Genomic DNA, 14,681 nt, shown 5'->3' with positions numbered 1-14,681 from the left:
CAGGCCCGAGAAGCCGCGGAAGAGCCGACGGCAAGGGATCCCTTTTGCGGGTATGGCCGGATTAAATTTCTATAAATCCCCCAAAAAACCTGCAAAACCGTAAGTTATGATACAGACATAGGATAAATCGTTCACCTCTGCAGTTGGCTCACCAGTGGCCTGGAGCTGTGCAGAGACGGAAGTAGGGGTCTTCCCGAAGGAACGCGCCTCAACTGAATCGCGCCACTCTTTCCGTGGCGTAGGGCCCAACGACAACAAACTCAACCCTTCGTTGATGGAGGCGATATATGAAACTCTCTTTCCGTGGCAACACCTTTGACTACGTTCCTGCGCATACTCAGCTCAGCGATGAGGAGTTGCAGGCTCAGTATCGCGGTCAAACCTTCTGGGTGCATCACACCAGCAAGAAAGCGGTGCCTCACCCTCATCAGCCCCTGACCTACCGGGGCGTAAGCTACTGAGGTGAATACTGTTTGCCCTTGTAGGTGAGGTGGGGATCCTCTGGAAATCTCCATAAGGGCTGGATAAAGACCGAGCGGCCCCGTTTGGGGTCGCCTTTTGGGGCAAAGCAACACCCCCAGAAGGAGCAGCACCCGTTCCACCTGAGAAGCAAGTAGATGGGTCTGGGCCTGCCGAGTTGAGTTTGAACGAGTTGAGTTTGAAATGGGAGCGATGCCGAGACAGGGTGCGCTAAGATGAGGTTCCAAGCGATAATGGCCTTAGCAACTTGCCCTACAGGGATCCGCTGCGATGGAAGCGTTTTTCGAGTTTCTCTGGTCGGCTTCGGCCATCTTGCTGGTGATCTTGGTGCTGCTGCACAGCCCTAAGGGGGATGGGTTGGCGGGCATTGGCGGGCAGGCCCAGCTGTTCTCCAGCTCCAAGAGTGCTGAGCAAAACCTCAACCGCATCACCTGGACGGTAGCGACCCTTTTCCTCTCCATCAGCGTGGTGTTGGGGGCGGGCTGGCTCTCGGCAGCCACAGGGCCATAGAGATCCCTTTCCGTGTTGGTGATTTACCTGCATGGATTCGGCTCTGGGCCGCAGTCGGCCAAGGCAACTTTCTTTCGGCAGCGGCTGCAGCAGGTGGGGATCCCTGTTCAGGTGCCTGATCTGAACCAGGACAATTTTGCCCAGCTCACCCTGACCCGCCAGATCCAGCAGGTTTCCAGCCAGCTTGCCGAGATGAACTACCCCCCTGTCACCCTCATCGGCTCTAGCTTGGGGGGCCTGGTGGCTGCTTGGGTTGCCGAACGACAACCTTGCGTGCAGCGCTTGGTGCTCTTGGCGCCGGCTTTTGGCTTTTTAGGCCATTGGCTGCCGCGGCTGGGGGCAGAGGCGGTGGAGACTTGGCAGCGAACCGGACAACTCATGGTGTTTCACTACGGAGAAGGCCGCCCTCTCCCTTTGGAGTACGGCTTTGTCGCCGATGCCCAGCGCTACCCGGATGGGGGGTTACGACGGCCTGTGCCCACCCTAATTGTGCACGGGATCCAAGATGAAACCATCCCCATTCAAGCCAGTCGAGACTATGTGGCCCGTCGCCCCTGGGCCCAACTGGTGGCGGTGGAGAGTGACCACGCCCTGACCGATGTGTTGGATCCCATCTGGCAGATCACCAGCCGCTTCTGCGGGTGGGGGATGGAGACGGGGCAGTAGGGTTGTTAAGAGGATCCCTGTCCCGTGCTTGCCCATTCGCGAAAGCGTCGCGTAGCGATAATGTCTATGCAATCCAAAGTGCTGTGCCTACAACAGGGGAAGGCTGACGTGACTGCCGGCTTGCTCTTCGATATGGACGGGGTGATTGTGGATTCGGAACCAATCCATGCCCGCGCCGGGGCCATTGCCCTGCAACGCTGCCACCTATCCCTGGATTTGGCCCCCATCTCCCTGCAGTTCAAGGGGCGCACCGACCGCGACATGTTCGAGTACCTTGTCCAACACCAGACGGACACCCCACCTGCAGAACGGCCCCTGCTGGTGCAGCGCTTGATCGAGGAAAAGGCCAAGGCTTTTGGCGAGCTGCTGGCAGAGGTACCCCTGGTGCCGGGGGTGCTGGAGTTTTTGGCGGCCAGCCGCCAGCGCTTTTCTGCCCTGGCCGTCACCACTTCGGCCATCCGCCGGGATCAAGCGCAGATTTTCCAGCGCTTCGACCTGCACCGCTGGTTTGACGCGGTGATTACCGCCGAAGACATTCAGCGGGCCAAGCCCGACCCAGAGCCTTACCTGAAAACGGCTGCCGCTGTGGGGTTGGATCCGGCGTTGTGTTGGGTGATTGAAGATTCTACCCATGGGATCCGCGCCGCTAAGGGGGCTGGCTGTTTTGCGGTGGGCCTCACCACGGCTTTCACCGCCGAGGAACTGCGCCACGCCGGGGCAGATGTGGTGGTGGACAGCTTTGCGGAGTTGGCCGCACTCCTGTTCGCGAGAGCGTCGCGTAGCGATAACCTGCCTGTGTAGGGAGCCCAGCCCATTCGCGAGAGCGTCGCGTAGCGATATGCCAGCACCCACTTTTTTGCGGCAGGCCCTGGATCGCTATCCGTTTGCTTCGCGGCGACGGGTGGTGATGGGCAGACAGGGATCCGTGGCCACCAGCCAACCTTTGGCGGCAATGGCGGGCATGGAGATGTTCTGGGCGGGCGGCAATGCTGTGGATGCAGCCGTGGCAATGGCGGTGGCTTTGACGGTGGTGGAGCCAACCTCCAATGGCATTGGCGGCGATGCCTTTGCTCTGGTGTGGGAGGGGGGGGAGGAGGGTCAGCTGTACGGGTTGAATGCTTCCGGTCGCAGCCCAGCCGCCCTGACGCCGGAGCGGTACCGGGACCATGGGCGGATCCCCCCCTACGATTGGTTAGCGGTGACGGTGCCGGGGGCAGTTTCCGCTTGGCAGACCTTGCACCGGCGCTGGGGAAAGCTGCCGTTCGAGCGTCTGTTTGTGCCTGCCCTTCGTCTGGCGCAAGAGGGATTTCCGGTCTCTCCCCGGGTGGCCCAACTGTGGCAGGCGGCGGAGTCCATCTATTTGCCCCTGCCAGATCCCCGCCACGAGGCCTTCAAGGCCGTTTTCTTTCCCCAAGGGCGTGCCCCACGGGCTGGGGAGCGCTGGAGCAGCCCCCTGCATGCCCAAACCCTGAAGGCCATTGCCCACAGCGGGGGTGAGAGTTTTTACCGGGGGGAGCTGGCGGAGAAGTTGCTGGCTTTCTCGGAGGCCACGGGCGGCTTCCTGTCCCCCGCCGACTTGGCCCAGCACCAGGCCGATTGGGTGGAACCCATCCATACAGATTACCGCGGCTACACCGTCTGGGAGATCCCCCCCAACGGGCAGGGCATTGCCGCTTTGATGGCGCTCAACCTTTTGGAGGGTTTTGAGCTGGGTCGGATCTCCTACGATGCCGGCGAGCGCTATCACCTGCAGATTGAGGCAATGAAGCTGGCCTTTGCCGATGTGAGCCGACAGGTGGCGGATCCGGAGTATGTGCGGGTCAGTCCTGCCCAGATGCTGGATAAGGCTTATGCACAGCGGCGGCGGCAGTTGATCGGGAGGGAGGCGATCCCCCTGGCCCAGCCAGGGCTGCCGGAGGGGGGAACGGTTTACCTGGCTGCAGCTGATGGTGAGTTGATGGTGTCTTTGATTCAGTCGAATTTCGATGGCTTCGGCAGTGGTCTGCTGGTTCCGGGCACGGGCATTGCTCTCCACAACCGCGGCACGGGTTTCACCCTGGAGCCCGGCCATCCCAACCAGGTGGGCCCCCGCAAGCGCCCCTACCACACGATCATCCCCGCTTTTCTATCCAGAGAAGGGATCCCCCTCGGCCCTTTTGGTGTCATGGGGGGGGCAATGCAGCCCCAAGGCCATGTGCAGGTGGTGGTGAATTTGGTGGATTACGGCCTGAACCCCCAGGCGGCTCTGGATGCGCCCCGCTGGCGAGTGCTGTTGGATCAAGGGATCCCGCAGGTGGCGCTGGAGAGCACGGTGCCGCCCCAGGTGGTGCGCGAACTCTCCGCCCGCGGCCATGCGGTGCAGGTGGTGGAGGCAGAAGAGGATTACGGTCTTTTTGGCCGGGGACAGATCCTCTTGCGGGATGGGGATCACTTCATTGCGGCTTCCGAACCCCGTGCCGATGGCCTAGCCCTGGCGTGGTAGAGTGCCTAGCTCATCACCATGCCACCATCGATGGCAAAAACCTGTCCCGTGATGTAGGCCGCCGCCGGATCTGCCGCCAAAAAACGCACCAGCCCCGCCACTTCTGCCGGGGATCCCAGTCGCCCCAGGGGGATCTGCGCCAAAATCGGGCCAGGATCCAGTTTTTCGGTCATTTGGGTGGTGATGAACCCCGGTGCCACGGCGTTGACGGTGATGTTGCGGCTGGCCAGCTCGCGAGCTGCTGTCTTGGTGAGGCCCACCACCCCTGCTTTGGCGGCGCTGTAGTTGGCCTGGCCGGCATTGCCCACCAAGCCCACCACCGAGGTGATGTTGATGATGCGCCCCTGGCGCTGCTTCACCATGATCTTGGCGGCTGCCTTCAGGCAGAGAAAGACCCCCGTCAGGTTGAGATCCAGCACCGCCTGCCAATCTTCTGGCTTCATGCGCAGCAGCAGGGTGTCGCGGGCCATGCCGGCATTGTTCACCAGCACATCCACCCGACCCCACCGCTCCATCACCTGGGCAAACAGGCTCTCCACCGCCTCTGGGCAAGACACATCGGCGGCCACAGGGATCCCTTCTCCCCCCAGGGCCGCGATCTCCTCCACCAGGGACTCGGCTTCGGCAGCGGAGCGGGCGTAGTTGATCGCCACTTTTGCTCCAATGGCCCCCAGGTGCAGGGCAATCGCCCGGCCAATGCCCCGGCTGGCTCCGGTGACCACAGCCACCCGGTCTTGGAGGGAAGGCAAAGGGAGAAGCTCAGACATAAGCGGCAGGTTCCTCGTGATTCGGACAGCGTGATTAGGACAGCCGCAACAGTATAGGATGCTTTGGGGCCGTCTGGCTGCCACGGACTTCCCGGCAACCGCCTGCGCCATGTCCGTCCTAACCGCCGATGGCCTCGGCAGGAGGGATCCCGTGGTTCCAAGCGGCCACCCTGACGGCAAGATTTGTTGCTGGAGGGATTCGCATGGCACAAAAGTGCAGGAGCTTTGGGCGTTGCACCAATGGGTGAGCAGAGCCAGATTAAGATCAGAAGCTGGGCCCCATCGCGTCAGCGGGCCGTAGGCCTTGCAGAGGAACTGTCCATGCAAGTGGAGTTTCGCGAGTGCGATCCGGGAAATCTGTGGATCTGGTTTGAGTTTGCCGAGCCGCCGGTCGAAGCTGAGCTGGAGTACCTCAACGAGGTGCTGGAGTCGTGGTACGTGCTGGGCAAACTGGGCGGATTTAACGCCGAGCGCCTGGTGGCCCAAGAGGCCGAGGTGGATCTGAGCTATCTGGAGTATCCCAACGAATCGGATCCCTTGCCTTCCCTAATGCACAACATGGGATCCCTGGAAGAGAAGGACAACTGGGCCCGCTGCTGGTTTGATCTGGGCACCGCCGATGCGATGGCGCTGGATGTGTTGATCAACGCCCTGCGCACCCTCAGCCTGGAATACATCGGCCTCAGCCGCGTGATTATCGGCGGGCAAAATGAGGATTGGCCAACGGCGGATCCGGAGGAGATGGATGACATGGATGACTACGATCTAAACGGCTATGTGCGGGATCACAGGGAGGAGGAAGGAGGGCTGGAATAGCTACTCCAAGTAGCCCAGCTCCTGCATCTGCCGCACCAAGTCGGCATCGCTTTCCACATTCACCTTGCGAGGAGCCGTGCTAGGCCGCCGGGACTCTGCCCAGCTCACCCAGGCTCTCAGCCCATGCTGTAGGCGAGCCAGCCAAGCCTGGGGCCAGCCGGTCTCCACCGCCGACCCGTCGTGACAGCGCTGCGGGTCCACATCAGGCAGAGAGGAGACAGGATCCCCGTTGCCGACCCAAAGCAGATCCCGCAGCTCCGCCGGATCCTGCTCCAGGTTGTAGAGGCTGGGGCGATCCCCCGTTTGGATGAGCTTGGTCATCCCCTCATAAAGGGCACGGCGGATGTCGTAACAGGCACGCGCCCGCAGCAGGCTGTCGTTACGGCTTTCCATAGCCCGAATGAGGAGGTGGGGCGGGAAGGCTTCGCTGAGCACTGTTCCCTGCTCGGGATCTTCCCCTGCCAAGGTGCGGGCCAAGCTGAGGCGGGCGACCTCGCGGCGGAGCTTGAGGCTGACACAGGGGGCACCGTTGGGGGAAAGGTTGGGGCTAAAGCCGGCAGCTTCCAGGAGGGTATGGAAGAGGCGGCGGGTGGAAACGGGGGTGGCAATGCGTTTTCCTGCCGGGAAGTGGCCGGGATAGCGCAGGATGAGGGGCACGCGGATCAGCTCTTCGTAGACCACAAAGGCGTGGCCGACGAAGTCGTGTTCTCCCAGGCCTTCGCCGTGATCGGCGACGATGGCCACCAGCGTGTTCTGCTCCAGGCCGGTGTGGCGCAGGGTGTCGAAGACGGATCCCAGTAGGTGATCTTGGTAGGCCACCTCAGCATCGTAGATATCCCGCAGCACCTGCGCTTGCAGTGGAGAAAGGGGCTGCGGCAGGGGCGCCATCCAGCGGTAGGGCTGGGCGTTGTATTGGCGCAAAAAGTCGCGGGCCTCGCGGTTGCTTTTGAAATAGGGGGCGTATTTCTGCACAAAGGGCTCCGGCGGCCAGTAGGGCAGATGGGGCTCCATCAGGTTGACAAAGCAAAAGAAGGGCCGTGCTCCGGGATCCGACCGGCGGCGGGCCATCTGCTGCAGGTAGCGGTTGAGGTCGGCAATCGAGGCGGCGGTGTTGCCTTTGAAGTTGAGCAGGCGGGTCCAGAGGGAGGCAAACCAGGGGTGCAGCGCCAGCTGGAAGAGGGTGTCGGAGCGGGCAAAGGCGTTTTGCACCGGGTAGGAGAGCCGACGCCAAAATTGGGTGTAGGCGGCCAGCCAGCGGTTTAGGGGGGCGGGCAAGGGGGTGCCTTCGGGGGGGCGGGTGGGCAGAGCGCCACCGTAGTTGTAAAAGGTTTCAAAGCCGCGCCGCAAGCCGTTTTTCAGGATCCCCACCAGAGGGTTGTTGCAAAAGCCCACAGTGGTATAGCCGCTCAGCTGCAACAGCTCTGCCAGGGTGGGCAAGGCGGGGCTCAGCTCCAGATCTGCTTGGACAGTCTGGTGGGTGCTGGGATATTCCCCCGTAAACAGGGAAGCGTGGGAGGGGATGGTCCATTGGGCAGGGGCGATGGCCCGCTCGAAGAGGGTGGATTCGGCAGCCAGCCGATCCAGGTTGGGGCTGGTGGGCAGTTGGCGGGCACGCTCCGCTTCCGACCAGTAGCAGGAGAGACGATCTGCCCGCTGGGTATCCAGCACGATCAGCAGGATGTTGGGGCGTTCTACGGCAGCAGCGCCGGCCCTTGCGGGGGAATGTCCTGTTTGCGTCAGCGAGACGGAGTCCTTAAAACTCACCACAACCCACCTGATACGTTTCTTAAAGTATCCCTATCCTGCCATGCTCTCGGCCAGCTTTCTGCTTCCCCCACCGCCTCCTCAGGGCAAAGTGAGCTGGGTTTGGCTGTTGCCTTGGATCCGAGCAGTGTTGGCCTGCCAATCCAGGATCCCTTGGTTGCCTCTGACAGTCAAAGCCTGGCCGGGCTGGCGGTAGCGCACGTTGCCCTGGGCCTGCAACTGGGTGGAGCCGATGCGCCAGCGGATCTCCTGGGCCTGCAGCTCTTGACCGGTTTGCTCGGCTTTGGCTTGCCCGTTGCCCAATATGCGCAACTCGGTTAGAGGCAGGGGAGCCCGCAACTGCTCGCCCCTGAGGCGCAAAGCTTGTAAGGGAGCGTAAACCTCTACAGACCCTACTGCCTGCACTTCCCCGACGCCAAATTGCCACAGAAAACGGCTGGCGGCCAGCTCCAGATCCGGATCCCGGTACTCTGCCCGCACCGGCTGAGTGGGATCCCAGTTCTCCAGCTGCATCTGGGCTTGGCCGAAGTCGACGAGCAGCCGCTCCCCCTGCAGGGATCCCTGGCCCTCCAACAGCTCCACTTTCACCTGGCCCTCAGCTTGGAGGAGGCGCTGTTCCGGCAGCCATTCCACCCGCTGGGCCTCCAGACGCAGGTTGTCTCGCTCCGATTCCACCTCGACTTGACCCCTCAATTCCAGACGTCGTTCGCCGGGGTACGCGGATCCTCGCTCGGCGCGGGTGCGGATGGCGCGGTTGTCTTCGTCGAAGAATTCCCCCTGAACGGCCTGCAAATGGGCGGATCCCAACTGCACAGGAGCGGCACCATTTTCTGGGGGGGACTCATATTCGGCCAGGCGAGCCTGTAAGCGCCAAAGAATGCCGCCGTCGGGCCTGGCTTGGGTGAGGGTGATGTCTTCGTAGATCAACTGGGGGGTGGAGATGGGCTCGGAAGGCGCATCGGGATCCCACTCCGGCCCGCCACAGCCCGCGCTCAGCAGGGCCAAAACGGCCAGGAAACGGAGGACAGACAAAGACCTGGACTGCATGGATCTTCCTTGGGGGCTTTCTCCCCTACCCTAGCTTTCTTAGGACTCCGTCCCGCTGGCGCGATCAGCCGTATCCTTCCGCTGTGCCGGACGGGATCCCGCTCTCGGCAAACCCGTGGCATTATCAGGGCAAAGTGTTTTTGGGGGCAAGCGTGACCCAACTGTTGCAACTTTTCATCTACGGCCTTGTCTTGGGCAGCATCTACGCCCTGGGAGCAATTGGGGTGTCGCTGACCTTTGGCATTTTGCGCTTTGCCAACTTTGCCCATGGGGATCTGATGACCCTGGGGGCCTACTTCGGCCTGACATTTGTTGGGTTGGGTTGGCCAATTGGGGTCAGCCTGCTCCCGGCAGCTTTGGCCACGGTACTTTGTGCAGTTGGGATCGACCAACTCATTTATCGCCGCCTGCGCCGGGAGGCACCAGTGATCTTGCTCATTTCTTCTTTTGGCACCGCCCTGATTCTGCGCAGCCTGGTGCAGATCATCTGGGGGCCCAACAATCAGGTGTACCGCAGCGGGATCCAGTTGCCGTGGCGGCTTGGGGAGCTGCGCATTAAGCCCGATTGGGCGGTAATCCTGGCGGGAACAGCCCTGTTGGTGGTGGCACTGCATCTCTTCTTACAACGCACGCGGGTGGGCAAAGCGATGCGGGCCATGGCCGACAATTTTGAGCTGGCCAAGATTACCGGCATTGATACAGAGCGGATCGTCCTCTGGACTTGGGCCATTGGCGCAGCCTTGGCCTGTGCAGCAGGTGTGTTCCTGGGCATGGATACCCGTCTGCACCCCACCATGGGCTGGCGGCTATTGTTGCCCATTTTTGCAGCGGCCATTCTCGGCGGCATCGGTCGCCCTTACGGGGCCATTGCCGGAGGAGTGGTGATCGGCCTGGCGGAAGAATTCTCGACCTTGGTGATCAACCCGGCCTATAAAACCGGGGTGGCCTTCGCCATATTGGTATTGCTGCTGATCTTCCGACCCACAGGATTACTGGGATCCCCGGGTGGGGGGGATGTCTGATGTTGAGCTACGGCATTTTCTTTTTGATTTTGGTGGGGATCTACGGCGTGCTGGTGCTGGGCCTCAATATCCAGTGGGGCTACGCCGGCATGTTCAACATCGGGGTGGGGGCTTTTTTTGCCGTGGGAGCCTATGCCAGCGCCATTGTAACCACACCCCCAAGCGCCGAGCATTTGGGCGGCTTCAATCTGCCCTTTTGGGTGGGTTTTGCCATAGCTGTGGCTGTCGCCGGGGCGATTGCCTTTTTGATCGGGTTGATTACCCTGAAGCTGCGTTCCGACTACTTGGCCATCGCCACCATCGGCATTGCCGAGATCATCAGCCAAATCCTGAGAAATGAGGGCTGGCTGACCAATGGCGTACGGGGAATTACCCGCATTCCACGACCCTTTCGCGGCTGGATCCCAGGTCAGGATACTCTTCTCTACTTGGGCTTGGTGCTGTTGATCTTGGCGGCGGTCTACTGGGCCACGGAGCGGGCCTATCGCTCCCCCTGGGGGCGGGTGCTGCGGGCCATTCGCGAGGATGAACCGGCAACCATGGCCGCCGGCAAAGATGTGCTCCAGTTTCGCCTGCAGGCGTTTGTGCTGGGATCCATGCTCATGGGGTTGGCGGGGGCCCTCTACGCCCATTTTGTCAATTTCATCAGCCCAGAAGCCTTTCAACCGGAGTTTGCCACCTTTATCGTTTGGGTAATGCTGATCGCGGGGGGCAGTGGCAACAATCGCGGCGCCTTGCTGGGAGCGCTGGTAATTTGGGGGGTGTGGTCGGGCAGCGAGTGGCTCACCAACCGTTTGCCGCCCCAGTGGGCCACCCGGGCTGGCCCTTTGCGCATTTTGTTGATCGGGATCCTGCTCCAGGTCATTCTTCTGACGCGCTCTCAAGGATTGTTGCCTGAACGTCCGCCCAAGCCCGTCTTGGGCACTTCTCCTTCGCCTAAGCAGAACCCCGCAGGATAGGATTGGGTCGGCTCCAGCTGTTGTTGACGTGTTTGAGATAACCCAGCCCTCTGTCGTCATGACTCCGCGTCCCAAGGAAACTGACCCTTCCTGGCCACCCTGCAACCCCGACACGACGGGCTGCCCCCCTGATGCCGGACAACCAGGGATCCGGACTACACCCATCCAAGAGGGCTATGCTCTGCCGGAGCAGTATTTCAACCGGGAGCTGAGCTGGATTGAATTCAATGCCCGGGTTTTGCACGAGGCCCTGGATGAGCGCACACCGCTGCTGGAGCGGCTGAAGTTTCTGGCCATCTTTGAGAGCAACCTGGACGAATTTTTCATGGTGCGGGTGGCGGTGATCCGTCGTCAGTTGGAAACGGGCGTGTTGGTGCTAACCCCGGATGGCCTTACACCGCAGCAGCAGTTGCAGCAGATCTCGAGCCACCTGCGCCCCCTGATTCGAAAATTGCACACTTGCTTCCGGCAGGAACTGGTGCCCAAGCTGGCGGAACAGGGCATTCACATCCGCGATTTTTCCGAGCTGGCCGAGTCGGAACGGCAGGAGCTGCGGGACTACTTTGAGAGGCGTTTGTTTCCAGTGCTCACCCCCTTGGCGGTGGATCCAGGCCATCCCTTTCCCTACATCTCCAACCTCAGCCTCAGCTTGGCGGTGGTGGTGCGGGATCCAGAGACTGGCAAGGAGCATTTTGCTCGCGTGAAGGTGCCCAACACCTTGCCCCGCTTTGTGCCGCTGCGGGATGGGGTGAGCTTTGTGCCGCTGGATCAGGTGATTGCCCACCATCTGGAAGCGCTGTTTGTCGGCATGCAGGTGCTGGAGTACTACCCCTTCCGCATCACCCGGGATGCCGATCTGGAAATCCAAGAGGACGAGGCCGACGATCTGCTGGCTGCCATTCAAGAAGAGCTGCGCAAGCGCCGCTTCGGCTCAGTGGTGCGCATGGAGATTGCCAGCCAAACTCCGGCAGCCATCCGACAACGGCTCAGCGAAGAGATGCGCCTCAACAGTGACTCGGTGTACGAAGTGGATGGCCTCTTGAGTATGGGGGGGGTGATGGCGTTTCTCAGCCTGGATCGGCCCGATTTGAAGGATCCCCCTTGGGGGCCGGTCACCCCGCCCCGCCTGCGCACTGCCTCGGTCAGCGATGAGCCGGTGGATATCTTTGCCGTCATCCGGGAAGGGGATCTGTTGGTGCATCACCCCTACGATTCTTTTGCCGCCAGCGTGGAACGGTTTTTGGAGGAGGCCGCCAACGATCCGCAGGTGCTCACCATTAAGCAAACCCTCTACCGCACCTCCGGCGACTCGACGGTGGTGAAATCCCTCATTCAGGCCGCCGAAAACGGCAAGCAGGTGGCCGCTCTGGTGGAGCTCAAAGCCCGTTTCGACGAAGAAAACAACATCCTCTGGGCCAAAAAGCTGGAGAAAGCCGGGGTCCACGTGGCCTACGGCCTGCCGGGGCTGAAAATCCACTGCAAACTGGCTTTGGTGGTGCGGGAAGAGGAGGGATCCCTGCGCCGCTACGTCCACATCGGTACCGGCAACTACAACCCCAAAACTGCCCGTATCTATACCGACCTAGGGCTGTTCACTTGCGATGAGACCCTCTGCAACGATGTTACGGAATTGTTCAACCTACTGACGGGCTACTCACGGCAACGGCAATTCCGCAAGCTCTTGGTGGCCCCCAGAACCCTACGCCAAGGCATGGAAGCCCTGATCCGCCGCGAGATGCGCCATGCCCAAGCGGGGGGCCAGGGGCGTATCATCGTCAAGATCAACTCTCTCACCGACCCGGAAATGATCCGGCTGCTCTACGAGGCCAGCCAAGCCGGGGTGGAGATCGATCTCATCGTGCGCGGCATGTGCTGCCTCAAGCCGGGGATCCCCGGCCTAAGCGAACGCATCCGCGTGATCAGCATCATCGGGCGCTTCCTGGAGCACTCCCGCATCTTCTACTTCTACAATGGCGGCCAGGAAGAGTACTTCATCGGCAGTGCCGACTACATGACCCGCAACCTGGATCGGCGCGTTGAGGTGGTTACCCCTGTGGAGGATCCCGCGTTGCAGCGGGAGCTCAAGGCGATCTTGGACATCTGCCTGACGGACAACCGGCAAGCCTGGGAGTTGCGCCCTGATGGCACCTACGTGCAGCGGCAACCCAAGCCAGGAGAGCCTGTGCGCTCCACCCACCAACGCCTGATGGAGCGGGCCGCCAGCCGCATTTAGCAGGATGACTCTCACTGCTAACCTCTCTCTCAGAGGGAGAGAGGAGCAGCCTCGCCGCTATCGGGAATGGCCACCAAAGCTCAGGATCCGGTGGTCTTGGCGGCCTCGGCCTCTTCCTCGCCCAGCGCAATTACCCGTTCCGTGGCCTGCAACGAAGACTGCAAGCTCTCCAACTTTTCCCGGCTGGCGCGGTTCAGCCACGACTCGATTGCATTCACCAAGAGCTGATCCACAGAGAACCAGCCCCCCCCATTCACCGCAAAGGCCAAGAAGATCGCTGCGTAAATGGCCGACAGCTCCAGATAGGGAACGCTAAAGCCGGCCACTTTGATGTGGTGGAACATGGCCACTGCCATCGTGGCGAACAAACCCAACGCTGCCCCGCGGGTCAACAAACCCAGCGCCACCATGGGGGCTGCAATCAGCTCGGTATAGGCGGCTACATAAGCAAAAAAGATCGGGAAGGGCAACCCGATCACTTCTACATAAGCCGTCGCAAATCCTTCGATATCTGCCAGTTTGTCAAGGCCGTTGTGAATCATGAATAGCCCTGCCACCACCCGCAAAACGGTCCACGCCACTTGAGACCAGCGCGGAGTTACGCTGTCGTGACGCAAAGCTGAGGCGAGTAGCACGGGAAACTGCTGAGTGAGTGCCATAGGATAAAACCTGCGATGCAAAGATGAGCAAAGATTCTAACTTATTGTAACGATTCTAAATTTCTGTAACAAGGGTGGGACTCAGATCCCCAGTGGTCAAGGGATCCCATGCAAAAACAGGGATCCCATGCAAAAACAAGGCCTCCGGTCCGCTTCCGCGAAAGGCCTCCGGCCCGCTTTCGCGACCGGTCGGGTGGGTTTCCGGCGAGCTTTCACCGCAGGCGATTGCGCCACACTATCTCTGCTCTTGGCCTGGGACTTTTCCGGCCTTGCTGAGACCTGTCAACCTCTGTAAATGGATCCCTCATAATGGGTTCATTTGCTGCCTGTGTCGATATGGTTGCCGAATCTGTCCTCGCCTCTGATGTCAGCTCCGCCAAATCCCAAGCCGGGAGAGAGGAGGGATCCCCGCCTGCCATTCGTTTGCGGAGGGTCAGCCGCAACTTTTCCGGGATCCAAGCGGTGGACGGGGTGGATTTGGAGGTGCAGCAGGGGGAGTTTTTTACGTTGTTGGGGCCGTCGGGTTCGGGCAAAACCACCTGTTTGCGGATGATCGCGGGCTTTGAGCGTCCGGATGAGGGGCAGATCGAATTGAACGGCCAGAATGTTTTGGGTCTGCCGCCCTACCGACGGCCTGTGAACACGGTGTTTCAGGACTATGCTCTCTTCCCCCACATGACGGTGGCGGAGAACGTTGGCTACAGCTTGATGATCCGCGGCATACCGCCGAAGGAGCGCCAAAAGCGAGTGCAAGAGGCGCTGGAGCTGGTACAACTGCCCGATCTGGGATCCCGTAAACCCAGCCAACTTTCAGGGGGGCAACGGCAACGGGTGGCCTTGGCGCGGGCTTTGGTTGGCCGACCGCAGGTGCTCTTGCTGGATGAACCTTTGGGGGCGCTGGATTTGAAGTTGCGCCAACAGATGCAGTTTGAACTCAAGGCCCTACAACACCGCCTTGGTCTCACCTTTTTGTACGTCACCCACGACCAAGAAGAGGCCCTGACCATGAGCGATCGTATTGCCGTGTTCAATCGCGGGCGCATCGAACAGGTGGGATCCCCGGCAGAGCTCTACGAGCGACCTGCCACCCGGTTTGTAGCCGGTTTTATCGGCCAAACCAACTTGATCGAGGGATCCCTGGCGGAACGATGCGTGGGAGAAGCGGCCCTGTTTGCTTTGCGCCCGGAGCACATTCGGATTGACTTATGTAAACTACCCGACCCTGACTGCTTCGCAGTACAGGGCGGGCTTTCGGTAGCCCTGCAGTTGGCAAGCC

General features: G+C 61.0%; 14 protein-coding genes and 1 riboswitch. Of the genes, 10 read left to right on the top strand and 4 right to left on the bottom strand.

The window, feature by feature from the left end; genetic code table 11:
- Positions 1–126: 126 nt before the first annotated feature.
- Positions 127–208: riboswitch (Glutamine riboswitch) on the top strand.
- A gap of 79 nt (positions 209–287) precedes the next feature.
- The 5 genes from NW839_RS01970 (at position 288) to NW839_RS01950 (ending at position 4,138) form a co-directional block, all read left to right on the top strand.
- Positions 288–461 (top strand): DUF4278 domain-containing protein, encoded by a 174-nt coding sequence (locus tag NW839_RS01970; protein ID WP_414350022.1) that lies wholly within the window; start codon positions 288–290, stop codon positions 459–461.
- 289 nt (positions 462–750) lie between these two features.
- Positions 751–990 carry a preprotein translocase subunit SecG gene (gene secG, locus NW839_RS01965; RefSeq protein ID WP_011433676.1) on the top strand — a complete coding sequence of 80 codons (240 nt, stop codon included), beginning with the start codon at positions 751–753 and terminating at the stop codon, positions 988–990.
- A gap of 12 nt (positions 991–1,002) precedes the next feature.
- Entirely contained in the window at positions 1,003–1,656 is a 654-nt protein-coding gene (locus NW839_RS01960; RefSeq protein ID WP_414350023.1) for a YqiA/YcfP family alpha/beta fold hydrolase, read from the top strand.
- 66 nt (positions 1,657–1,722) lie between these two features.
- A complete protein-coding gene (locus tag NW839_RS01955) occupies positions 1,723–2,457 on the top strand; it encodes an HAD family hydrolase (RefSeq protein WP_414343669.1) in 735 nt (244 codons plus the stop codon).
- 37 nt (positions 2,458–2,494) lie between these two features.
- Positions 2,495–4,138, top strand: a complete 1,644-nt coding sequence (locus NW839_RS01950; protein WP_414350025.1) for a gamma-glutamyltransferase family protein — start codon at positions 2,495–2,497, stop codon at positions 4,136–4,138.
- Between the two features lie 5 nt (positions 4,139–4,143).
- Here NW839_RS01950 and fabG read toward each other — a convergent pair whose 3' ends face one another.
- Positions 4,144–4,905, bottom strand: a complete 762-nt coding sequence (gene fabG, locus NW839_RS01945; protein WP_011433672.1) for a 3-oxoacyl-[acyl-carrier-protein] reductase — start codon at positions 4,903–4,905, stop codon at positions 4,144–4,146.
- 321 nt (positions 4,906–5,226) lie between these two features.
- Between fabG and NW839_RS01940 the strand changes: the two genes are divergently transcribed.
- A complete protein-coding gene (locus tag NW839_RS01940; RefSeq protein WP_414343673.1) occupies positions 5,227–5,721 on the top strand; it encodes a DUF3531 family protein in 495 nt (164 codons plus the stop codon).
- On the opposite strand, the gene NW839_RS01935 is transcribed toward NW839_RS01940, so the two are convergent.
- Positions 5,722–7,485 carry a sulfatase gene (locus NW839_RS01935; RefSeq protein WP_414343675.1) on the bottom strand — a complete coding sequence of 588 codons (1,764 nt, stop codon included), beginning with the start codon at positions 7,483–7,485 and terminating at the stop codon, positions 5,722–5,724.
- 81 nt (positions 7,486–7,566) lie between these two features.
- On the bottom strand, positions 7,567–8,532 hold the full coding sequence (gene lptC / locus NW839_RS01930; RefSeq protein ID WP_414350026.1) for an LPS export ABC transporter periplasmic protein LptC: 966 nt from the start codon (positions 8,530–8,532) through the stop codon (positions 7,567–7,569).
- Positions 8,533–8,684: 152 nt separating this feature from the next.
- On the opposite strand from lptC, the gene NW839_RS01925 reads away from it, so the two are divergent.
- From NW839_RS01925 to NW839_RS01915, 3 genes are read left to right on the top strand one after another with little or no spacing between them, the layout of a single operon-like run.
- Positions 8,685–9,554, top strand: coding sequence for a branched-chain amino acid ABC transporter permease (locus NW839_RS01925; protein WP_011433668.1), 870 nt, complete (start codon positions 8,685–8,687; stop codon positions 9,552–9,554).
- Positions 9,554–10,513: a branched-chain amino acid ABC transporter permease gene (locus NW839_RS01920; RefSeq protein WP_414350027.1), complete on the top strand. Its 960-nt coding sequence runs from the start codon at positions 9,554–9,556 to the stop codon at positions 10,511–10,513. Before NW839_RS01925 ends, NW839_RS01920 begins: the two co-directional genes overlap by 1 nt.
- Positions 10,514–10,571: 58 nt before the next feature.
- The gene (locus NW839_RS01915) at positions 10,572–12,746 is read left to right on the top strand and encodes an RNA degradosome polyphosphate kinase (protein WP_414343684.1); all 2,175 of its coding nucleotides are present in this window, start codon (positions 10,572–10,574) and stop codon (positions 12,744–12,746) included.
- Positions 12,747–12,826: 80 nt separating this feature from the next.
- Here the strand turns inward: NW839_RS01915 and NW839_RS01910 are convergent, their stop codons facing one another.
- Positions 12,827–13,405, bottom strand: coding sequence for a DoxX family protein (locus NW839_RS01910; protein WP_414329342.1), 579 nt, complete (start codon positions 13,403–13,405; stop codon positions 12,827–12,829).
- 309 nt (positions 13,406–13,714) lie between these two features.
- On the opposite strand from NW839_RS01910, the gene NW839_RS01905 reads away from it, so the two are divergent.
- Positions 13,715–14,681 (top strand): ABC transporter ATP-binding protein (locus NW839_RS01905; protein WP_414380452.1); only part of this gene is annotated, 967 nt, incomplete at its 3' end.

The sequence above is a fragment of the Synechococcus sp. R5-15 genome (assembly GCF_047462035.1).
GTDB lineage: Bacteria > Cyanobacteriota > Cyanobacteriia > Thermostichales > Thermostichaceae > Thermostichus.
Note: the sequence above shows the minus strand (reverse complement) of the source record. Positions and strands in the feature narration are given on the sequence as shown.